Consider the following 23,188-nt stretch of genomic DNA (forward strand, 5'->3'; position numbering starts at 1 on the left):
AGAGAAATATTTAATAGGTTTTCTAGCCCTGTTTATAATCGACAGAGAAGTTTATGAAAAAAAATTTGCTGAAAGCTCTATTACCTCTTCTTCTGGTAGGGAGAGCCGAAATTGCAGCTATGCCAGAAAAGAAATTAGAGACTTTTAACCGGGCAAGCCCACTGCCAGCTGAAGAACAGCCTCCCCAGATTTCCAAGGAAGATAAAGGGTTGACACATAAAAATTGGGCGGTTGCTTATTATAAAGATCAGGAGCAAGAAAAATCCTTTAAAGTTTTCCTTGAAGCTTTAAAAGAAATCCCTGCTACAGAAACTGCTAATATCTTAGCAGAGGAAAAGATAATCTATGCACAAGCTTTAAAGATCTATCTAGAAGATGCAGGCTATGATTCTGGCAAAACAGCAGCAAAACTAATTTCGCAATTTGAACCCCTTTTTGAAAAGAATCCTAATTTCTATCATCTAAGCTACTTATTGGCAATGAGTAAAGCAAATTTGGGTCTATACGATCAATTTTTTGAGCTATTTTACCATGCCTATCTTCATGATCCCCACCATTTTCTCGCTTATAAAGCCAAAGCTGCCCTATACGTTAAACTTTTCGAAAGAGCTAAAACAGAAGAAGAGCGGCAGGCTGCACGTTTACAAATATTAAGCCATGCTAGGAAAGCAGTCGATATAGAGCCTTATGATACGAGCCTCTATCGGATGATCATAGGATTTACTCAGAAAGATGCCAAGCCACAGGCTTTATCGACTTACCTTAACCGCATAATTGAGCAAAATGTAGTATTGTCGCGCATAGATATCCCCTATTATGTGGAGATAGCTCTTGCTTTTCATCAGTATGATTTAGCCCAAAGATTGTTAGATAAAGCTAAGCAATGGTATGCTTTTAGCCGTGTGATTAATTTGGCCCAGAAGCTTTTAGACGAAAAGCGTGGCCATTCTCAAAAATAATTAGGAAAGTATGGAACCTAGAACAAAAGAAGCGAAAATATTAGGGGATTATACTGTTGTTAAACAGATAGGCCAAGGGTCGCTAGGGAATGTTTATTTAGCCGAGCATCGCTTTATGAAAAAGCATTATATCCTAAAAGTTCTTCCAGAAGAGCTGAGTGCCGATAGAGCCTTTATTCAACGTTTTGAAGAAGATGTAGCTAATTTATCTGCTTTAGATCACCCGCATTTAGTTAAAATTCATAATGTTTCTTACTCGCATGGACAATACTTTTTAGTTACCGATTGTGTAGTAGATGAGCTGGGTGAAACAACCAATTTAATGCAATATATGGGGGGACGAGGCAAGCGATTAGAAGAGGAAGAATTATTCCGTCTACTCAGGCAGATTGCTGAAGCTTTGGATTATGCGCATGGAAAAAAACTTGTGCATCGCGGTCTTAAACTTAATAATATTTTGGTAAGTAATAGACTAGGAGCGCAAATTGATCTTTATCTTTCGGACTTCGGTCTTTCACGTATCGTCGGGGTAGGTTCCGTTTTAACGCGCATTTATAAGAGTGTAGCTGAATCTTTAGGCATTGGATCTGCCGTAAATCCTCTTAAAGCAGGGCAAGAACGCTATGCCAGCTCGTTAGAAAATTCAAAGTTAATTCCTTTGCACGCTTCTTTTCTACAGACTTACTTTTTTTTAGCTCCTGAGCAAAAACGCTTGGATACAACCAAAATAGTAGATGTACAAGCAGATTGCTATGCTTTTGGAGTGCTTGCTTATTATTTATTGATGAATGAGTTTCCGGAAGGCATTTTTGAAATGCCTTCTGAGCGTTCGGATTTGCGATGGAATTGGGATAAATTAATATCAAGCTGTCTACAAATTGATCCTGTTAAGCGTCCAGAATCGCTTGTGTACGAACTTGATAAAATGCAAGCTTCACCTGCTGAAGCTCTCTCGGCTCATGGTTTAGCCGAGGTTTACATACTCGATCAACCTGTATTAAAAGAGACAGAGAGGGCTACTCAAAAAGTAATTAAACATGACGAAAAGCAAGCTGCTGCATTAAGGCCTATTCTTCGTACGGCTCAATTGGAAAGGCCTCAAACAGATCCCGATCCTGCTGCTGTCTTTCAAATCGATACCAGCGTAAAATCTTATCGACCCGAGTATAAAGAAGTGAAAAATATTCAGCCTCTTCTAACAGATATGGTAATTATAGCAGGAGGAAGTTTTTATCGTGGTAGCAATGATGGAAACCGCGATGAAGTACCTCGCCATCAAGTGATTTTAGCTGGTTTTGCTATTGACATCCATCCTGTCACTAACGAGCAGTTTGTTCGCTTTTTAGAAGTCATGGGTGGAGAAAAAGATAGCAATCATCAAGACATTATCCGTATGCGTGATTCAAGAATCAAACGTAGCGGTGGTAAATTAAGTATTGAATCGGGATATGCTAAACATCCAGTGGTGGGGGTAACCTGGTATGGGGCTGTAGCTTATGCTAAGTGGATAGGAAAACGTCTTCCAACAGAAGCAGAGTGGGAAATTGCAGCCCGAGGAGGACAAGAAAATTCTCTTTATCCTACAGGTGAAGAGATTGAAAAATCCCAAGCTAACTTTTTTAGCTCGGATACTACCGCGGTGATGAGTTACATTCCTAATGGCTATGGCCTCTATGACATGGTAGGAAATGTTTATGAGTGGTGCCAAGATTGGTATGGCTATAACTATTATGAGATATCCATTCAAGAGCCGGAAAATCCTAAAGGGCCTTTACAAGGTGTTTACCGTGTTTTAAGGGGAGGCTGTTGGAAGAGCTTAAAAGAAGACTTGCGTTGTTCAAGACGGCATCGGAATAATCCAGGTACCGTAAATGGAACTTATGGCTTTCGTTGTGCTGCGGATGTCCAATAATAAAGGATACCTATGATTGCTGTATTATTTGTGTGCCTAGGTAATATTTGTCGCTCACCAGCTGCTGAAGGAATTTTACGTCACCTCATTAATCAAGAGGTTGCTTTAAAAAATGTGAAAGTGCAAAGCTGTGGGTTAGGCTCATGGCACGTAGGGCAACTTCCTGATGCACGTATGAGGCAGGCAGCTTCCAGGCGTGGCATTTATCTAACTTCTCAGGCGCAAGCCTTTCATCAAAAATTTTTAGAAAATTTTGATTACATTTTTGCTGCCGATCAGGAAATTTTGCATCATTTATACTTGCAAGCTAAAAGTGTTAAGCAAAAAGAGAAAATTCATCTATTAACTGCCTTTAGCCAAATCTATCATCATCAAAACATCCCTGATCCTTTTTATAAGGGAGATACAGCTTTTGAGCAGGTATTGGATATGATCGAAGAGGCTTGCAAAGGATTTATCGAGCATTTAAAAGCTTCAAATAAGCATACGGAAGTCCCTTAAATAGTGCTTAATCGAGCTCTTTTTTTTCATTTTTTTTAAGCAAGTGTAACCATTAAATTGAATTGATTGCCTAGGGGAATAGCCTTTACTCAATATCAAATTTATGGTAAAATAAGCTCTTTTCCAATGCTAGTCTTATAGGAATGAAAGTTTATGAAATTACTGTTATCTAAGCCTCGGGGATTTTGCGCAGGCGTGGAGCGGGCTATTGAGACAGTAGAAAAAGCTCTTTCTTTATGGGGTCGCCCTATTTATGTGAAACACGAAATAGTTCATAATAAACATGTGGTAGAAAGTTTGAAAGCTAAAGGTGCCATCTTCATAGAAGAGGTGAATGAAGTTCCTATGGGTTCGCGCCTCATTTATTCAGCGCATGGCGTATCACCAGCTGTACGTGCCGCGGCTCAAAAACGTAATTTGATTGAAATTGATGCCACCTGTGGCTTAGTCACCAGAGTTCACTCTGCTGTTAAACGCTTTGCTAATTTGGGATATCAGATCATATTAATTGGCCATCGCCATCATGTGGAGATTATCGGAACCGCTGGAGAAGCTCCGGATGTAACCACTATTGTGGAATCTGTGGAAGATGTAGAAAATCTTACCTTTCAAAGCAATGATAAGCTTTTTTACATTACCCAAACAACTTTAAGCCTGGATGATGTGGGAGAAATTACGCAAGCTTTGATAGCAAAATATTCTCATATTGTTACTCTGCCTAGTTCTTCTATCTGTTATGCCACTACAAATAGACAGCTTGCCTTGCGCGAGATTACGGATGCTACTGATTTAGTTTTAGTAGTTGGCGATCCCCAAAGTTCTAATTCAAACCGTTTACGTGAATTAGCAGCTAATAAAGGAATTGCTTCCTATTTAATCAATGATGATAGCGAAATTGATCCCCAGTGGATGAAAGATGTAAAAATTATAGGCCTTACAGCGGGCGCATCTACTCCTGAGGGAATTGTACAAGATTGTATTAAGAAACTTATTACTTTAGGGGTTAAAGAGGTTGAAGATGTAGTGTTTACTACGGAAGATGTTGTTTTTCAACTTCCAAAGCCTATCGTTAATGCGCGTTTTGGAGCTTAAAGTGCATGCTTAGAGAGAGAAAGCTAAAAACTAGTTTGCAAAAATGCTCATATTTATTCTAACTTTTACTTCCTTAAACTTTTTTATTAATTCTGATCATTTAGCGAAGGTAAATGAAGAGTTTACTTTAGCATTGCCTATAAGTTAGGTAGAGGAAAACAAAGCATAAAAAACGCTTGATAAGACGAGACCTTTTATGTTAAAAAGCTTACTTTTTTAAAGGAATTAAACGGTGCAAAGAGCAATTCGGAGAACTCCTAAGAATTATGATGGCACTGCAATTACCACGCACAAAATTTCGGATGTGCTTTCTCAGCTCGTTTTTCAAATTCGCGAGAATTATCATCATCGTCCAGATCTTGTGTTAGCAGCATGGCCTGAAGTCATTGGAGCTAAGCTAGCCTCTATGACACAAGCCATGTCTTTTATGGATGGCGTTCTGCATGTTAAAGTAAAAAACTCTACTTTACACAGTCTTTTAAGCCAAAATGATAAAAATCGAATTATAGCTAGTTTAAAAACCAAGTTCCCTCATATTCATCTTAAGAACATCGTTTTTCGGATTGGATGATAAATATTATAGGATATATGCATGACTAACGATACGTTAAGTTCAGAAGGTGCTAAGCAAGTAACTAAAGAGTACGATGCTAGCTCTATCACAGTCTTAGAAGGGTTACAAGCTGTTAGAGAGCGCCCTGGTATGTACGTAGGCGATACCTCTTCTAATGGCTTGCATCAGCTGGTGTATGAAGCCGTAGATAACTGTATTGATGAAGCAATGGCAGGCTATTGCACCGCCATTTGCGTGACCCTTCATAAAGATGGCTCTGCGACTATTGAAGATAATGGCCGGGGTATCCCTGTGGAAAAGCATGAAAAAGAATCGATCAAACAGGGCCGTGATGTTTCAGCTGTAGAAGTGGTGATGACTATTTTACACGCTGGTGGTAAATTTGATAAAAACACTTACAAAGTCTCAGGTGGCTTACATGGTGTAGGCGTTTCTTGTGTCTGTGCCCTTTCTAAAAAGATGATTGTCCAGGTTTACAAAAACAACCAAACTTATGAGATTGAATTTTCTCAAGGGCATGTGGTAAAACCTCTAGAACAAATGGGCGAGACCACAAAGCGGGGAACTAAGATAACATTCTGGCCGGATGATACTATTCTATCAGTCGTAGAATTCGACTATGATATTTTAGCCAAACGTTTAAGAGAATTGGCGTTTCTCAATAAAGGAATCAATATTTATTTTCATGATGAAAGAAATGAAGATAAAGATGATGTGCATTTTTGTTATGGTGGCGGTCTTTCTTCCTTTGTATCTTACCTAAATGAAAACAAAAACGTCCTTTTTCCTGAGCCCTTATACTTTTCTGGATCTAGACCCGGTGACGACGCTCCTATTGAATTTGAAGTAGCGATGCAATGGAACGATACTTATACTGAGTCCATCTTTTCTTATGTCAATAATATTGCTACACGACATGGAGGAACTCATCTTACTGGCTATTCAACGGCTCTTACAAGGGTATTAAATAGCTATATTAAAAGCCATAATCTCCTTAAATCAGATAAAATATCGATTAGTGGGGAAGACATGCGAGAAGGCTTAACAGCTGTCATTTCTGTTAAAGTTGCCAATCCTCAATTTGAAGGCCAGACCAAGCAGCGTTTAGGTAATAGCGATGTAGGCTCAGTCGTCCAGCAAATTGTTGGTGAAGAGTTAGCCATCTACCTTGATGAGCATCCCGCAATCGCCAAAACTATTTCGGACAAAGCCATTCTTGCTGCACAAGCTCGGGAAGCTGCTCGTAAAGCACGAGAATTGACCTTGCGTAAATCTGCTTTAGATAGTGGACGTCTACCTGGAAAGCTTACAGACTGTCAAGAAAAAGATCCTAAACTATGCGAGATTTATATTGTGGAAGGTGATTCAGCAGGAGGCTCTGCTAAAAATGGTAGGGACAGACGTTTCCAGGCTATCTTGCCTATTCGCGGAAAGATTCTTAATGTAGAAAAAGCTCGTTTGGAAAAAATTCTTCAGAACACCGAAGTAGGAACAATCATTTCTGCTTTAGGATGTGGCATTGGCCTTGATGGTTTTCACCTGGAAAAACTGCGTTACCATAAAATTATTATCATGACGGATGCGGATGTGGATGGCTCGCATATCCGTACTCTGCTTCTCACCTTCTTTTATCGTCACATGCCTGCTTTAGTAGAGAATAACTTTATCTACATTGCTCAACCTCCTCTATATAGAGTATCTAGGAAAAAGACTAGCCGCTATATTCATTCCGAAAAAGAGATGGATGAATACTTGTTGGAATTAGGGATTAGCGATGTGAAAATGAGACTTCCTAAAGATCAAGAGCCTATGTCTATTCCCCAGATGAAGGATTTACTTCAGCTGATGGTAGAGCTAGAATCCTTTGTTTTGCGCATGGAGCGTAAAGGAATCACTTTTCGAGAATTTCTTCATGCAAAAAATCCTCAAGGGATGCTACCTCGTTTTCAGGTTACGCTGCCTGATGGTGTACACTTTGCTTATTCATTAGATGAATTTGAAGAGCTTAAAGAACGTAATGAGTGCTTGCAAAAGACTCAGCATGAACAAACCTTAGCCTCTATTCCTGAAGAAGAAATTACTCCGGAAATGAGAATTTTTAGAGCTACGCGTCTTAATTTTATGGAATTATATGAAGAAGAGCATCTTGAACAGCTAAATAATAAGCTGGCAAGCTTTGGGTATGACTTGACTTATTATCTTATTGCTAATGGAACAATTATGGAAATTAAGGAAGATAACCATACCCATAATTTTTCTACCCTTCACGAAATCCTTGATTTTTTAAGGATAAATGGCCGTAAAGGCATTGAAATTCAACGTTATAAAGGCTTAGGTGAAATGAATGCAGATCAGCTTTGGGAGACGACAATGGATCCAATTAAAAGATCATTGCTGCGCGTGACCCTTCCTGATGTGATAGCTGCTGATCACATGTTTACCATGCTGATGGGTGAGGAAGTGCCTCCCCGGCGAGCTTTCATAGAACAGCATGCACTTTCTGTAAAAAACTTAGATATATAATCTAACAAATCGTCAACTTTAAGGTGAATATGTCGTATACGAAAAATGAGGTGATTATCCCTCGTAATGTCGAAGATGAAATGAAAGACAGCTATTTGCGTTATTCGATGTCTGTAATTATTTCACGCGCCTTACCAGATGTTCGCGATGGATTAAAGCCTTCTCAGCGTCGTATTCTTTATGCGATGCGGCAGCTAAACTTGTCGCCAGGCGCTAAACATCGTAAATGCGCAAAAATATCAGGGGATACTTCCGGAGATTATCATCCCCATGGTGAAATGGTCATCTACCCCACTTTAGTGCGTATGGCGCAAGGCTGGGTGATGCGCTACACTTTAATTGATGGCCAAGGGAACTTCGGTTCGATTGATGGCGACCCTCCTGCTGCTATGCGTTATACCGAAGCACGACTCACTCATGCTTCTATGCAATTAATGGAAGATTTGGATAAAGATACGGTAGATCATGTTCCTAACTATGATGAAACCAAGAAAGAACCGGTCGTTTTTCCTGCTAAATTTCCTAATCTGCTATGTAATGGCTCCTCAGGAATTGCGGTAGGTATGGCTACTAATATACCACCCCATAATCTTAATGAGTTAATTAAGGCAACTTTACTTGTGCTAGACCAACCTTTAACTTCTATCGAAGAAATCATGCAAATAATGCCCGGTCCCGATTTTCCTACAGGGGGAATTATTTGTGGATATCGGGGAGTGAAAGAAGCTTTTCATACAGGCCATGGTAAAATCATTCTACGGGGTGTCATCCGTGTAGAAGAAATGGAAGATAACCCGGACCGCCAGCGCTTGGTCATCGATGAAATTCCTTATAATCTTAATAAATCTCGTCTGATTGAACAGATTGCAGACCTGATCAATAGTAAAACTCTGGCAGGAGTATCTGATTTACGCGATGAATCCGATAAAGAGGGGATGCGGATTGTGTTGGAATTGAAACGAAACGAAGTCCCTGAGGTGACCATCAATCAGCTTTATAAATTCAGCGATATGGAAACTACTTTTGGATGCCATATGTTGGCCTTGGATAAAGGTCTACCGCGTATTATGAATGTAAAAAACATTATTAGTGCTTGGATTGAGCATCGTATAGAAGTTATTCGCCGTCGTACCCGTTTTGAATTGGCTAAAGCTGAGGCACGCGCGCATATCTTGGAAGGTTATTTAAAAGCTATTGATCATTTAGATGAGGTTGTGAGATTGATCCGTGCCAGCAATAACCGCGAGGAGGCTAAACAATCTTTAATTGACAGGTTTGCCTTTTCGGATAAGCAAGCTATGGCAATTTTGGATTTACGTTTATATCAATTGACGGCTTTAGAGCATGACAAAATTAATGAAGAGTACCAAAGTTTATTAGAGAAAATCAACTATTTTAAAGCTGTGCTTGCAAGCGAGCTTATGGTCCGCCAAATTATTAAAGATGAACTTAATGAAATCCAAGAAAAGCATAAATCTCCCCGTAAAACTCAGATAATTGCGGCCGAAAGCGAGATGAATATGGAAGATTTGATCGCTAATGAGCCAGTGATCATCACCATTTCGGAAGATGACTACATCAAACGTATGCCCATGGATACTTTCCGCGAACAAAGGCGAGGGGGTCAAGGAGTTGCAGGCATGCAGATGAAGCGTGAGGACGATACAATTAAAGGCTTGTATGTGGCCACCATGCATGACTATCTATTGATTTTTACGAATCTTGGGCGTTGCTATTGGATAAAAGTCTGGCAGATACCCGAATCGAGTCGTAAATCTAAAGGTAAACCGCTCGTTAACTTGCTAGAAGATATTCAACCTAATGAAAAGATTGCCACCATCATGCGTGTTTCTTCTTTTGATGAGCAAGCCTATATATTGATGGCTACACGTCAAGGCGTGGTTAAAAAATCTGAGCTCAGCCACTTTAGCAATCCACGTCGTAAAGGTATATGGGCGCTAGATGTAGATGAAGGTGACGAGGTGGTAGCAGCACGCTTAGTAAAAGAAGAATATCAAGTGATGATATTTACCCATAGGGGTATGGCCGTTCGCTTTGCTGAGGATAAGGTTAGGCCTATGGGTCGCATGGCTCGAGGGGTAAAAGGAGTTAGCCTAAGAGAAGAGAATGATTATGTCGTCAGCTGTGAAGTCGTAAAAGGAGATGAAACCATTCTTGTCGTTTGCGAAAATGGCTTTGGCAAGCGCTCCCTCGTAGAAGACTTTAGGCAAACAAATCGTGGTGGCGTAGGAGTACGTTCAATTGTGACTAGTGAGCGTAATGGAAATGTGGTGGGGGCCCTTTGTGTAGCTGATGGCGATGGCATGGTCATGATGACCGCAAGTGGACAAGCTATCCGTATTAGTATGCGCGAATTACGCGTGCTCGGACGTAATACCCAAGGAGTTAGGCTAGCCAACTTACGTGATAATGATTATCTTGTGGCTATTCAGAAAGTGAAAAGTGCAGAAGAAAGTATAGAAGATGCGAGCGTAGCTGTAGCCATAGAAGAAGAAAATCCTGATAGAACAACAACAGGCACAGAAATCGATTTAGAAGGCCCTACTACTCCTATAGATTCAGAAACTTTGGAAGAAAATAACAGCTTATGACATTATTTATCACAATAGAAGGTGGTGAAGGGGCAGGCAAAACAACTCTTATAGAGAAGCTAGCTGCCGTTTTAACATCACTTGGGTACGAGGTAGTGAAAACTCGGGAACCGGGAGGTTCTCGATTAAGCACTCATATTAGAGAATGGCTTCTTAATCGAAACGCTGATCTACCGATTGGGTATAAAGCTGAATTGCTACTATTTTTAGCAGCGCGTGCCCAACACCTGGAGGAATTGATTAAGCCTGCTCTTGAAAAAGGAAAAGTGGTGCTCTGCGATCGTTTTAATGATTCTACAATTGTTTATCAGGGCATAGGCCGGGGCCTAGGAATGGCTTATGTTAAGCAAATTTGTGAGTGTGTGAGTGAAAATTTAATTCCCGACCTCACTTTATTTTTAGATGTCGATCCGCAGATTGGCCTCATGCGCACGCGAAAGGCTTCTAAGGAGAATGCAGGGCGAGGAGAAGTAGACCGCATTGAGGCGGAGCGTTTAGATTTCCATAAACGTGTACGCCAAGGATTTTTGAGTTTAGCTAGGCAATCTCCTGAGCGCATTCAGGTCATTGACGCTAATCAACCCGAAGATGCTGTCTTTCGTCAGGCTAAGCAGTGGTTGGAAGAAAAATTAATCCATTTAAAAAAACTATAAGTTAATTTGCTTAATAATAGTTTAATTATCCTCCTTTTTAATACGAAGGTTGTAAGGTAACCTTAGGTATGACGAGCAATATGAGAGAAATTTTTGACCACATTCTAGGTAATGAGCACGTAAAAGATTATCTAGTGAATATGGTTCAAAAGCAAGCCATTGGGCATTCTCTCTTGTTTGCAGGCCCTGAAGGAGCTTGCAAGGATCAATTTGCCTTTTCCTTGGCAAAATTGCTAATGGGAGAAAACTCTTATTCAAGAATTGATAAAAATGTCCACCCCGATGTTCATATTTACCGCCCTGAGGGTAAAATGGGGATGCACAGTATTGCTTCGATGCGTCAATTCTGTGAAGAGGTCTATTTGCCCCCCTATGAAAGCCCTTGGAAAATCTTTATGCTCTATGATGCCGAAAGGATGTTAAATTATAGTGCAAATGCTTTACTTAAAACATTTGAAGAACCAGCTTTAAATAGTCTTATTATCTTACTTTCTAGTCATGCTCATGCTCTTTTACCTACCATTTTGTCACGATGCCGTACGATTCGTTTTCAATCTCTCAATAAAAATGTTGCTTCCAAGATAAAGGATCCAAGCCGTAATCAAATTTTGTCATTACTGGCTGAAGGCAAAATGGCTACCTATACCAAACTTTCCTCATATGCTTCTCAAATTGCCCATCAAATTGAAGAGGTTCAAAAGGGAGAAGAAAAAGCTAGAATAGCCGAAATTCAAAAAGTATCGACCGATCAGATGAATGCCTATCAGAAGAATTTAGTTGAAAAAGAAACAGAAGGTGCAATAGCTATGCAGGTAAATCAGCAGGCCATAGCGTTATTAAAAAATATTTTATCTTGGTATCGCGATTTACATTTATTACATGCCGGGGGACGCTTAGAATTGCTAGAAAACCCTGATTTTCATAAACAGCTTCTTCAAGCTTATCAACGAGGCGAAATTCTACCCTTAGAGTTTGTTGAGGAAAAAATTATGAATGTTCAAAAAAGCCTGGAAAGATCAACTTCTTTAAGCTATTGCTTAGAAAGGCTCTTTTTAGAGCTTCAGCTGCTTTAGATAGAGCTCGTGTTGGATAGATGCAAAAGATTTGTCCGCTTCCATCAAAAAGAATTCCCTTTTTCCAGCTGGCTGAAAAATTCCGCAAGAGGTTTAAGGTAAAAAAAAAGAGCTTCTTTCATAATTTCTGTAGAGGAAAAACAGAAATTTTTTAATGAAATGAAGCTCTTTAAAGATCTTATTTAAAAGTTAGGTACATTAGCTGGAGTTAAGTTTAAAAAGGGGATAAGCTCCTCTCTTGTTTCCTTGTACTTCATCTGTGATGGCTAAAAAGCTCCTTAAATTTATATTCCTTAACGATTCTCTTCACGAACTCCTCTAATTCTGCCGGCGGCTTCTTTCCTAAAAACTCTAGATATTCTTGGTAATCCTTATGAATAAAAGACCATCCTTCATTTCTTTGAATTAGGCATTCTTTATAAAATTTTTCTCTGCTCTTAGCTGGTTCAAAAAAATCTTTAAAGCTATTTCGAATATCGTTTTTTTCCTGCTCTTTAATTCCAATAAAACTTTCGGGTGGCCAAGGAATAAAAGTCCTGTTACAATTTTTCATTTTCAAGGCTAATTGAACAGAATAAGTCAAAAATTTTTCGGGGGCTATATAGCTCTCTCCCTCAGATTTGACACTTGATCGATAAGCTGTTACACAAGCAAAAACATCGAATAATTCCTTCAAAACAACGAATTTTTTTCTTCCAAAAAACATGCTTTCCAATTCTAGGTCGGGATATTCGCTTAAGTATTTTTTCACAATAATAGGAAGAACCTCCACCGTAATTTTTAGGTGAAAAGGATTGGAAATAACTTTCCCTAAAGAAGAGTCTTTTATTGCTTGAAAGTTATCCAAATACTCTTGTTCGGTCCAAAGAAGGGTTTTATCTTTTTGGCGCTCTGCCACAAATTTTTTTAGATAGGCCACAATTTGGGCTTCGTCAAAGGGAGTAAGACGTAGCCTTTGCAAGTCTTCACCTTGGGGTTTAAAGCATCTTTTCTTTGCTGTTCCTGTTTTACTGACAAAGATAACCTTGGAAATTTCTTTATCTTTAAATCTATTCGTCACATAGATGTTAATTTTTTTAGGGTTTTCAAATCGACGAGAAAATCTGTCAAAGTTAATTTCATCATAAGCATCGCAAATCAACAAAATTTTGCGACCACTTAATTGATTGGCTTGACCTCGATCCACTCCATAAAAATCCAGAGTATGTTCTAGAGCTCTATGAATAGGATCCTTTAACTTGGGAAGGTAGGTATAAAGAGGAAAATAACTTCTATCGGAATAGTTTTTTAAAAGCTGATCCGCTAGCATTTTCATAGCAAGTGTTTTCCCGGCCCCACCTTCGCCTTCAAGATGAAGAGCATAAGCACTTTTATTCCCGAAAAACTCTTTTAATTCCTCTGCCAGAGGTTGCGGATTAGAGAATTGCCGTTCGAAATCGCTAGCTTTAGGAGAGATATAATAGGCTCTTTCTTTCTTAAGTTGATCATCTTTCCTTAATTTTTCTGCAATGCGTTGCATAGTTTCAAAAAGAGGAACTTTTTTAATAGCTTCAGTGAAAAGATCGGTTAGTGGAGCAGGCTCAAAAGAGGTAATTGGACTTTTATCCATTGGCAAAGCATTTACAATTCCCTTAGCTAGCTCTCTAATCTCTTGCTGCGGATGAGTTGTGCAAGTTAATAAATAGCGTTTAGTAATTTCTTGAAGTTGTGTTCTATTCCTCTCTTTCTTTAAGCTAAATGCCTCCTGGGGATTATAATTTTTCTGCGTGTCATTGGCTTGGTAAATTTGTTTAAAAACCTGAACAGCTACCTTTTTTAATTCAAGATCTTCTAAAGAAGCAGAAGGGGGAAAATGAAGCCCTTCCCAAAGTAGATTTACAAACCCCATTAGGAAAAAGGGATGATGGAGCGTCTCTTTTTTTTGAATTTCAACATCTGTACTTAAGGTGTTAATGGCCTTGACAAAGATATGGGGATATTCAAAAAGCGTATAGCGCACTTTAAAGAGCACATTAAACCAATCCTCGGGGAACCACTTTTCTTTAGCCTTTTTCACAATTCCAGGTCCCTGAAAGGCAAAAGCTTTTTGAAAATCTGCTGGAGCCTCGAAAGCCGAGGCAATATGCCAAGGTTCAAACAGGTCAACTGCATCTGCTATCTTTGCTACCGCTCTTAGGAAGTAAAAGGTACGAGAGCATACATCTTTAACGATGTCTCCGGTAGTTTGGTCATCCGATATTTTGAGAAAAGAATTTTCCCCATACTTGGCAAGATAAGCCACCTCTAAGTCTTTATCTTTAGTAAATTGGCTAATCGCCTCATAGGCGTGTATGTATATTTCTTTATCGACGCCTTCAACCTCCTTGATTAACATAGCTTCAATTAGGGCAATGATTACCCTGAGGTGTTGTTTGACTAAAGAATTTTTCTTAGGTTGAGCTGTCGGCGCAAGATTATCTGTTAAAATTTTTAGCATATTCGCAAAATGCGTAGGCTCAAGCCTATTTAAAAATCCTGCTGACATAGAAGAAAACTGAACAGATGGGTGAGGAGGGATTTCTAAACTGTCCTGGTAGATAAATTTTTGAAAATGAACCAAAATGTCTGTCAAGGCGTGTAAAATTTTCTTATCGGTGAGAGGGTTATCCACAAAATGCGTGATCAAACTTTTGAGAATGCGAAATTGATCATACTCCTCCAACTTATCAAATAGTTTGATAACTTCCTTAATCGCCTCTGTCGAAGGTTGCTGAAGCTGGGTAAAGCTATCCACCATCTTCTTAACAATCTTGCCAACTAAGGGATCTATATAGCCTTCACCAGCCAGATAATTAGCCAAGTCCTGAGTATTGCGGATAGAGAACAAAGGCACAGCTCTTGCAAGCAGGTGAGAAGAAGAAATAGATGCAGACGAAGTGGCTTGCTGAAATTCTCCTGAGGCGGGAGCTGTTTGTTGTGTAAGCGGTGCTAAAGTAGTCAGCCGTAAGCAGGGTCCTTTTGCTTCTTGAACTAAGTTAACTTGATATTTAGAGTTAAAATTAGGTAAAATATTGTTACGGATATCTTTATATCGATAATCCTTAAGAGGTCCTAAGTTGAGGCTAATTTGTACTGGATTTCCCTGTGCATCTTTAATATAAGCTTTGCTATCTTCAAGTTTGTCAGGGCATAGCTTTAAATAATATTCTTTTCCCTGGTGGGTCGTGCCTTTTATTCCTATTTCTACCTTAACGGGATATTGCCGATCATAGCTTTCAGCTTCTAAATTTAACTGTTCAATGCTCTTTTCTTTAGATACTTTTACCGCAGGATGCTGTCGAATCATCAATTCGGAAATTTGCTTTAAGGTAAATTCTTTAGGGAAATTTATATACTTAACATTCCAATAGTGAGTATGGTGCTTTATCAAAATTGAATCTTTATGTTTAACGCTCGCTATTGCCTCTTTTTTTTCAGCATTTATGCTTACATCGTAGATATATTTTGGTTTATTCGAAATCTGACCAATTAGGCGAAAAATTACTTTAGCAATAGCTTCTCCTTTTGTTGGCGGTAGATGGGTAGTTATGGGGGTAAAAGTTATAGACTGTTGGGGGAAAATTGTAGGACTTGTGCTTGTCATAGCTTCCTCCTCATGGTTTGAAAACTAAAATTGCATCCATCTTGATTGATGGCCTGCTATTTTGTTTTTTTGAGTTTAAAAAACAACCTTCGCATCTCCATTCTTTATAATTATTTTAAATTATGCAATATTTTTTTGCCTTAAACAGCTAAGGCTCTTGATATTTAGCTATAATGTTGCAGGAGAATTTATCTAGAATATGAGTGACTGAATTCTTGAAAGTAGGTTTTTACATGACATGCCTATATCTCTTGCCTGGTTCCATTAATTTTTTCACTAGAGCTAGTCTTAACCCACTCTTGGCTATCTGTTGCCGATCCTAAGAGAAAAGCTCGCCTTATCTTAAAGTAAAAATCTTGATTAGAGTTTAGGTAGATTTGTTAATTAGCTGCCTACTTATTATTTAAATCATACCTGCCTTAATCGGGTGTGCGGAGTAGTGGAAGGGGGATGACTTACCTTCATGCTTGTAGCTTTCTCTTATAGCTCCCCAATCCCTCACTTTTAAGAAAAGGATTTTACTACCTTCTTCTAATGCTATCACTTCATTTAAAGAAATAGCGGAAAGCGAGCCTCCACGCATTAAATTGGGGCCTTATGCAGAGATTAGCTCAAAAATATTTGCAAAATTGGGCGCAAAAGATCAAGGTCAAGTTAAGCTGGTTTGTAGGGAATGGAAGCAGCTTATTCAAGAGAAAGAGGACGAGTTTACGCAGAAAATCTCTAATAGCGGTCAATTAATGAACTCCCACATAGTCCATCTTTTTGCGGCAGATTATTTACAGCAAGCTTCCGGACTATTAGAAATCCAGCATATGCTTTTAAAGATTATTAAGTTTTCTAAAGATTGCTTAAAGTTAAGCGTTGCCGCAGTCAACGCGATGATGATTTTAAAAAAGACAGACTTCTCTTTTGTAGATCAGAAACTTGAAAGAGTTCAGATTCCGCATATAAAGCTTTCGCATGCGATTTTTGAGGGAGCCGATTTATCAAAGGCTAATTTAAGCTATGCCAAGCTGAGAGATTGCTCATTGACAAAGGATAACCTATCCGAGGCTAATTTAAGCCATATAGAATTATAGGCTTTTGAATAACTCTTTACCTACTCATAAGCTTTTCCTCAAGAGATAAAAGATTAATGCTTTTCTTGTACAAAATCTAAAAAGCCTTTCTCAGCATTGACAGAAACTAGCTTAACTTTCAACCGATCTCCTACCTCAATATTTTGATAGCCATTGATAAGCTTGCCTTCAATAGCGGTGCTAATCAATCGGATCCAGTTACCTTTTTCTCCTTTGCCTGTTAGGAAAGCATCAAAAGTCTTACCGATTGCATCTTCTAAATATAATGCTAAGACAGATTTCATTACACTGCGTTTAGCCTTGTCTGCACATATCTCTTTTTCTGTGCATGTTTGCAGCATGGTTTGCAAAATAGAAAGAGAATAAGGGCAAGCTTGATTTACAAGGCGAGCTTTAATCAGACGTTGGACAATTAGATCAGAGTAACGCCTATTAGGGGCAGTGGCATGCGTGTAGGGCGCTAAGGTCAAGCCAAAATGCTGGCTGGTTTTATCCGTAGGGGCTTGTACAATATATTTCCCCCGTCCTAAAAGCTTCTTAATCACTAAAAAAAGATCGCGCATATTTAAAGAATCCGCCGCTCTCATTTTAATTAAAAAATTTTCAAGAGCTCTTGAATCAGGGTTAAGAGGAAGAGGAAATTTATGTTTCTCAGCAATTTGTACAATGCGCTCCCAGTGTTTGGGGTGGCAAATAACCCGTTTAATTATCGGGCACTTATTTTTTTGTAGAAATGCAGTAATACAGGTATTTGCGGCAATCATTAAATTTTCTATTAACTCACGCGCACGATTAATTTTTACCTCTTGAAGATCTACTACCTGGCCTTCTTTTATAATGGGTTGTGGGTCGTAAGTTTCCCATGTTAAAAAGCCTAAAGATTGGCGATGTTTTTTTAGGCGTTGAGCTACTTCATCTTGCAAGCGTATTTGAGAAGCCAACTCTTTTATTCTTTGAATAGGCTCAGGCGGTAAAGCTCCCGTTTCCAACCACACATCCACACTATTATAAGCAAGTTTAGCATAATTAAAGACGTAGCTTTGAAACAGATGGTAATCCACTACTCTACCTGATTCATCTACATCCATTTGGACCACAATAGAGGCTCTTTTTTCATTCGGATTAAGCGAGGTTAAATTAGTTGATAACTTCTCTGGCAGCATAGGAAATACGATCATGGGCATATAAACAGAGGTGGTATTTGCCAAAGCATGCCGATCAAGAGAGGTATCTTTTTTAACTAATGCATCTACATCCGCAATGGCTACATACACTCTTATTAAATGATCGTTTATACGCTCGGCATAGGTTAACTGGTCTAAATCTAACGAATCATCATTATCAATTGAAAACCACAGTTTATTAGTCATGTCACTACGTTCATTAGAGCTATCAAGCATCGGCGCTTGTAGCTTATTTAACTGAGCTTGTACCTTTGAGGGGAAATCAGGAGATAATCCTTTAGCTAGCATGGCCTGGCGAGCAATTTCTAACAAATTTACCCGGGAATTCATTAATTTTTGCATAGCTTTGAAAATTTAAATGAAAAGGTTAAAAAGTTATGATATAACAAGGATGGAATTTCCGTGCTAATTTATTTTGCGGGGATATCAAATAAATTTTTAAGTTAAAGAGATATATATGCTAAAAACAATTTTAAAAGCCTGCTTTTTTCTTATCCCTTTTCTACTATTTTATTCTCCTCCCCTAGAAGCTATTGTTGTAGCCAATAAAGTTGAAGTGCATTTATCTATTGAAGATAGCGCAATGCCACACGTTACCGTTACTTCTGTTAAATTTAATGACGAAGAGGTGGATTTAGCACCAAAAAGCTTTATGAATCGTAGGATATCAAAAGTTTTTAAGCTTTTACCAGGCCAGTATGAGATTCAATGGACCACACAAAAAGCTGGTGATGCATGGGGGGGAGAAAAAGAGACAAAACAGCATCAGCGCATGATTATTATAGAAATTAGTGATGCGGTGGTGTACATAAATGTACGTGGGGAAGTTTTAGCGACATATTAGCTAGCCTCCCTTTTGCACTCATAAAACTTTTTTATAGGCTATAAAAAAATTGAGGGGGTTATAAAGCAACAAATTGTTAAATAGCTTTCTTTGCTTTTTAAACTATTATACGCTTTTGAGCTGCTTTTTATACGAAGGCAACTATTATACAATCATCTTCGCAAAGTAGAGAGTATCTTTTAAAGAATTAGGTAGGCAAGCTCAAGTTTCTTTAAAGTATGTGGCTTAATAAAATTTATACTCTTGGTTATAGCTAAAATATCAAGTAGATGGCCAGAAAAAGCGCTGAAAGATCACTATTTAATAAAGAGCTGCTTAGAGAGCTAACTTTAACCTCATCATGCAATGAGCATGTGAAAAGATTGAAGCTTATGTGCCTTTGCTTGATTCCTATACCTCTCTTATTTGATAAGATCTTACTGCCCTTTAATCTTTCCATTCTTCCTTGGCTAACACCTGTTCTTTAAATAAAATTAAATAAGATAAAACCCTTTAGTCGTTCTAACTTATTTATCTATTATCATTTCAAATTGAAAAATAGACTCTTTTATCTGGATGTCTTTATATACATGAAGGGTGTTAAGGGGACAGTCTTGATCAGCTTTTACCTGAGCAATCAAAAAATTTAAATCGGCAATAATTTCTTTTAAGTGACTATAGTTCTTTGTATGATAGTAAGAGGTAAGGGGCGGATGATAAAAAGCTAGGGCAGCAAACGCATGCTGGTAGAGCTGATTGAAATTTTCTGCATTAATTAGATAAACAGTCTTACTAGGATGCTTAATTTCCTGAAAAGGGGGAATGAATGAATGGGACCATAAAGGCTGATAGTCTAAGTGACCAAAACTAGCATAAAGATGAAGAGATTGCGTAAGCATGGGTAGAGGTTTAAAAGCTGCTTGCCACTCTTTTTTCTCAAAAGGTTTTCTGGACAAAGTTACATGATACAGCCAATCTTTAGGGTTATCTCGCAGGGGATAGTGATGCATATTCAGCCAATTTAAAAGTTTTTGGCGATACTCCCTTAATTCCTTAGTTTCATCATACCAATCAAATTTCCAAGCTACGACATTAGGATGGTGAAAAGGCAAAAATAGGCATTCATTAAAAACCCCTACTAGGCCTACTTTGAAGGAAGGGCGAGGAAAGGCATGTTGAAACAAATCAGAAAGAGAAATTTCTCCTACAAAAGCTAAGGTAGCATGACGCGTGTGAGGATCTAAAACACGCCCCTTAGGCAATTTTTCAGGCCAAGGAGCCTTAACTTCGAGAGCAAAAAACACACGTTTTTCATCTACTTTCTTGTTGATAATATTTACCCATCTTAAAATTTAATATAAGCAAAGCGCCTATTTGATAAGTAAAATTTCAAATATGAAGGCGATGATTATTATTCTATCAAAAAATATAACTTTACTGCAAAGGTGAGCATTACAGGCCATCGACGTAACTTTATGCCTCCTAATTTGTGGGCAATATTGATCAACGTTAATACGATGAGAGCGGGGTATAATGTCTCTAAAATAGGAGCTAAAAAGGTAGCAATACCGGAAAATTCTCGGGTAGATACCCCGAAAGCAATAAGTAAAGTGAACAGAAGGGAAAGAGAGGAATGAATGCTTTCTCGGCAGACTTGTTGCTTGAAAAAATCAGCAAAAAGAGAGGTCAATACTACGGCAGTAGTAAAACATGCCAAGATAACAGCAGAGCAAACAATAGGGGCAGAGAAAGCTCCAAGCGTTTTTTGAGAGATAATTCCAAGGAGCATTTGAGGAGCTATTCCCTTCAAATCGGAAGCAAAAGCCGCTCCCAAGTAAACAAGTCCACAGTAAACTGCAGCAAGTAAGCCACCGCCAAGCAAGGCTGATTTTATAAAGACTTTGACAAGCTGATTATTATCAGAAGCTGCCGAAAATTGAGCGGAGAGATGCTTTATAACAAAAGTCGAAAAAAAGAAGGCAGCTAAAAGATCCATCGTTTGATAACCTTGCAAAGCTCCTTCGTGGAATGCAGGCCAGTAGTTTGGATTGAAAGGCTCGAGTAGCTGGCCATACCACATACCTGCTAAAATAATTGCTAATAAAAAAAGCAGTAAAAAAGGAGTTAAAGCAGAACCTAAGAAAGGAATAATCTGACTTTTATTGGTGGTGAGCAAAAAGAGGATGACGCAAAAAGCTAGGCTGAAAAAGATAAGAGAGCAGTCAGGGAAAAGCAGCGTAAAGCTTCCATGCGCGACTGTAATGCAACGTGCAAGTACACCAAAAGGTCCCATCAAAGATAAAGCAATAAGGGGAAACCAGAATTTTGCAAAGCTTCCCATCGTGCCTAAAAATTCATTGGTTTCCCCTTTGTATAAAAGCATAGCAAAAACGCCTAAGAAAGGAACAAGCACGCCTGTAAAAATAATGCCTAATGAGGAAATTAAATAATGGCCCTGACTTTCAATACCTACGAGTAAGGGAAAAACTAGATTTCCTGAACCAAAAAACATAGCAAATAGCGCAAAGCCAGTACTCACAAACAAAAATTTTGTATTCATTTTATTCCTATTGATAATCGAGGGTATAGGCAGAAAGCTTACCTTGCTATCTGCTCTTTAAACGATAAATATAAGTATGAAGAAAAGTATATATTTTGGCAGCTAACTGCCAATAAGAGGAATAAAAGTTTCAGACAAAAGATAGGTAAATTTTTTCATAGAAATTAAATTAGCAAATCTCTTCAATTTCAGTCAATCACCTAATTTCTAATAGATTTGCTCAGGAAAAATTAAAACTTTTAGATAGGCTGAGCATCTAATAGTAAAGTGTTATATGAAGAGCCTTGATATCCCACATTATTATTTAAAGCAATCTTTTCTTTTTCGTTAGTCTTTTCCTTTTGGCTACCTTCATTTCGATGATAAAGATAAAAACCTACTCTTATTAATATAGGTAGAGCGACGATGGAGATAGCCGCAACAATCGGAGATAGCCCAGCAGCCATTAAATTGACAAAATCATGTGCTTGTATTGGGGTAGTCGTCCACAAAGCAGACAAAGCATATAAGAAATGCTGACTAATGGTGCTGAGAGTAGCTGTTTTAAGATATCTGCTAAGCTCAGGATGAGATTTGTTTAATGCAAGGGAAGCACTGTAACCAGCAGTGGCTGCTAAAATTGCTAAAGCCGGGCCTGCAGCTATGATTAGCACTTCAGCATTAGCGCGTCCGATATATTGCCCTATCGTTGTTAAAGATCTAACGTAGTAAGTGGTATGACCGCCATCAAAAGGAGTAATAGAAATGCTTACAAGAGGATTTTTTATTAAAATTTTTGCTGCTAAGGCATGTCCTCCCTCATGTACGATTACTTCGCGTGTATTAGCATCCACTAACTGACGAAAAGCCGTGGGGATAAGAGTGTTGATAAAACCTAACCAAGAGGTAAGTTGTGCTTTCTTTTCAAGTGCCTTCCCAGAAGTAGAATGCTTTAACTGAAATAAACGGAAGATACAGTATGCCCGTACTAACCTCAGCAATGTAGTAATAGCCAAACTGGCAATCGTAGAAAGCAGCAGCGTGGCCATACCTAATGGAGTAGCTACAAACAAGCAAGCTAACCCTGTGAAAGATAAAGCTATGGATAACTCCAGCAAACTTTTTTTTACAATTTCTTTAATGAGGGCTGTTTTTAACGCTTGGCAGGGATTATAATTTTTTTGTAGGGGCGATTGGAGCTGTTTGCGTGCGAAATTTAAATGATAGGGTTCTTTAGGAATATTTAAAATACTAGCCATAGTTGAAAAATCCTTACATCAATGAAAGCCATATAATTCGAAATACTATATATATAAACGAAATTAAACTAAATAAAAAAACAAATTGCATTTAATAGACTTTTAATAAAATTGGTACTTGCCAAAAAAAAATTGAAATGGCATCAGGTAAGCCAACTAACAAAGAGGTACGCAATGAGAAAATATCAGCTTTTACTCCGCAGCGGAGCAATGACTTTACTATCTTTTTCTCTCTCTATGAGCATGCAAACGTTTAGCTTTGTCTTTCCTTTGACTAACTTATGCCAATTACATGCAGCTAGTGTACAGTCATTTACGGATGCAGATTTACAGCAAGAATTGCGCCACTTAAAGCAGGAGCCCCCCACCATTCCAAGCATGCCTGTAACGCGTGAGCCTTCCTCTTCTAATGAGAGCAAAAATCAGCCTGTAGCTTTCAAGTACCCTTCTCTCACCCTCGAACAGACTAAGCAGATAAACCAGGAGATAAATGTACGAGTCAAAGAGGCCGAACAGCTTATGCAAAACCAATTGAGAATCGTACAAGATAAAACAAGAATGCCTATGAGCATTGATAAAGTTCAGCTAGAAAATGCTATCACTAATTTAGAGGTAAAAAAAACGCTAGCCGCTAAATTTATCGATTCACCCTCTCTTAAAAGTCCAAACGTACGCGCCATACTCCTACAAGTTCTCAGCAAGGATCTAATCCAAGCATCAGATTTAGCTGCTTTACAAAATGTAGTGGATAGAGAAAGGCCTTATACTTATCCTTGATTT

The 23,188-nt window shown here is 38.5% G+C and carries 17 protein-coding genes; 12 read left to right on the forward strand and 5 right to left on the reverse strand.

Annotated elements, in window-relative coordinates; translation table 11 throughout:
- Positions 1–53 precede the first annotated feature (53 nt).
- The 9 genes from NEOC84_RS02485 (at position 54) to NEOC84_RS02525 (ending at position 11,899) form a co-directional block, all read left to right on the forward strand.
- Positions 54–959, forward strand: coding sequence for a hypothetical protein (locus NEOC84_RS02485; RefSeq protein WP_166154982.1), 906 nt, complete (start codon positions 54–56; stop codon positions 957–959).
- A gap of 10 nt (positions 960–969) precedes the next feature.
- Positions 970–2,871 carry a bifunctional serine/threonine-protein kinase/formylglycine-generating enzyme family protein gene (locus NEOC84_RS02490; RefSeq protein ID WP_166154984.1) on the forward strand — a complete coding sequence of 634 codons (1,902 nt, stop codon included), beginning with the start codon at positions 970–972 and terminating at the stop codon, positions 2,869–2,871.
- 12 nt (positions 2,872–2,883) lie between these two features.
- Entirely contained in the window at positions 2,884–3,372 is a 489-nt protein-coding gene (locus tag NEOC84_RS02495; protein WP_166154986.1) for a low molecular weight protein-tyrosine-phosphatase, read from the forward strand.
- Between the two features lie 153 nt (positions 3,373–3,525).
- On the forward strand, positions 3,526–4,464 hold the full coding sequence (gene ispH, locus NEOC84_RS02500; RefSeq protein WP_166154988.1) for a 4-hydroxy-3-methylbut-2-enyl diphosphate reductase: 939 nt from the start codon (positions 3,526–3,528) through the stop codon (positions 4,462–4,464).
- Between the two features lie 232 nt (positions 4,465–4,696).
- Positions 4,697–5,035 carry a DUF721 domain-containing protein gene (locus NEOC84_RS09855; protein ID WP_166154990.1) on the forward strand — a complete coding sequence of 113 codons (339 nt, stop codon included), beginning with the start codon at positions 4,697–4,699 and terminating at the stop codon, positions 5,033–5,035.
- Positions 5,036–5,056: 21 nt separating this feature from the next.
- Positions 5,057–7,561 (forward strand): DNA topoisomerase (ATP-hydrolyzing) subunit B, encoded by a 2,505-nt coding sequence (gene gyrB, locus NEOC84_RS02510; RefSeq protein ID WP_166154992.1) that lies wholly within the window; start codon positions 5,057–5,059, stop codon positions 7,559–7,561.
- Between the two features lie 29 nt (positions 7,562–7,590).
- A complete protein-coding gene (gyrA, locus tag NEOC84_RS02515; protein ID WP_166154994.1) occupies positions 7,591–10,173 on the forward strand; it encodes a DNA topoisomerase (ATP-hydrolyzing) subunit A in 2,583 nt (860 codons plus the stop codon).
- Positions 10,170–10,826 carry a dTMP kinase gene (gene tmk / locus NEOC84_RS02520; RefSeq protein ID WP_166154996.1) on the forward strand — a complete coding sequence of 219 codons (657 nt, stop codon included), beginning with the start codon at positions 10,170–10,172 and terminating at the stop codon, positions 10,824–10,826. The genes gyrA and tmk overlap by 4 nt, the downstream gene beginning before the upstream one ends.
- A 68-nt stretch (positions 10,827–10,894) precedes the next feature.
- Positions 10,895–11,899 carry a DNA polymerase III subunit delta' gene (locus tag NEOC84_RS02525; RefSeq protein ID WP_166154998.1) on the forward strand — a complete coding sequence of 335 codons (1,005 nt, stop codon included), beginning with the start codon at positions 10,895–10,897 and terminating at the stop codon, positions 11,897–11,899.
- Between the two features lie 253 nt (positions 11,900–12,152).
- Here the strand turns inward: NEOC84_RS02525 and NEOC84_RS02530 are convergent, their stop codons facing one another.
- Complete coding sequence (locus NEOC84_RS02530) at positions 12,153–15,521, reverse strand: hypothetical protein (RefSeq protein WP_166155000.1); 3,369 nt, start codon at positions 15,519–15,521, stop codon at positions 12,153–12,155.
- A 587-nt stretch (positions 15,522–16,108) separates the two neighbouring features.
- Here NEOC84_RS02530 and NEOC84_RS02535 point away from each other — a divergent pair.
- Entirely contained in the window at positions 16,109–16,603 is a 495-nt protein-coding gene (locus NEOC84_RS02535) for a pentapeptide repeat-containing protein (RefSeq protein WP_347566629.1), read from the forward strand.
- Between the two features lie 53 nt (positions 16,604–16,656).
- Here NEOC84_RS02535 and NEOC84_RS02540 read toward each other — a convergent pair whose 3' ends face one another.
- Complete coding sequence (locus NEOC84_RS02540; protein WP_166155002.1) at positions 16,657–18,117, reverse strand: RNB domain-containing ribonuclease; 1,461 nt, start codon at positions 18,115–18,117, stop codon at positions 16,657–16,659.
- Positions 18,118–18,244: 127 nt separating this feature from the next.
- On the opposite strand from NEOC84_RS02540, the gene NEOC84_RS02545 reads away from it, so the two are divergent.
- On the forward strand, positions 18,245–18,631 hold the full coding sequence (locus NEOC84_RS02545) for a hypothetical protein (RefSeq protein ID WP_166155004.1): 387 nt from the start codon (positions 18,245–18,247) through the stop codon (positions 18,629–18,631).
- Positions 18,632–19,137: 506 nt separating this feature from the next.
- Here the strand turns inward: NEOC84_RS02545 and NEOC84_RS02550 are convergent.
- The 3 genes from NEOC84_RS02550 to NEOC84_RS02560 form a co-directional block, all read right to left on the reverse strand.
- Positions 19,138–19,914: a hypothetical protein gene (locus tag NEOC84_RS02550; protein ID WP_166155006.1), complete on the reverse strand. Its 777-nt coding sequence runs from the start codon at positions 19,912–19,914 to the stop codon at positions 19,138–19,140.
- Positions 19,915–20,021: 107 nt separating this feature from the next.
- Positions 20,022–21,170, reverse strand: a complete 1,149-nt coding sequence (locus NEOC84_RS02555) for a branched-chain amino acid transport system II carrier protein (RefSeq protein ID WP_166155008.1) — start codon at positions 21,168–21,170, stop codon at positions 20,022–20,024.
- A 239-nt stretch (positions 21,171–21,409) separates the two neighbouring features.
- Positions 21,410–22,408, reverse strand: coding sequence for a hypothetical protein (locus NEOC84_RS02560; RefSeq protein WP_166155010.1), 999 nt, complete (start codon positions 22,406–22,408; stop codon positions 21,410–21,412).
- A 174-nt stretch (positions 22,409–22,582) separates the two neighbouring features.
- On the opposite strand from NEOC84_RS02560, the gene NEOC84_RS02565 reads away from it, so the two are divergent.
- Positions 22,583–23,185, forward strand: coding sequence for a hypothetical protein (locus NEOC84_RS02565; RefSeq protein WP_166155012.1), 603 nt, complete (start codon positions 22,583–22,585; stop codon positions 23,183–23,185).
- Positions 23,186–23,188 lie beyond the last annotated feature (3 nt).

It is taken from the genome of Neochlamydia sp. AcF84, from assembly GCF_011087585.1.
Classification (GTDB): Bacteria; Chlamydiota; Chlamydiia; order Chlamydiales; family Parachlamydiaceae; genus Neochlamydia.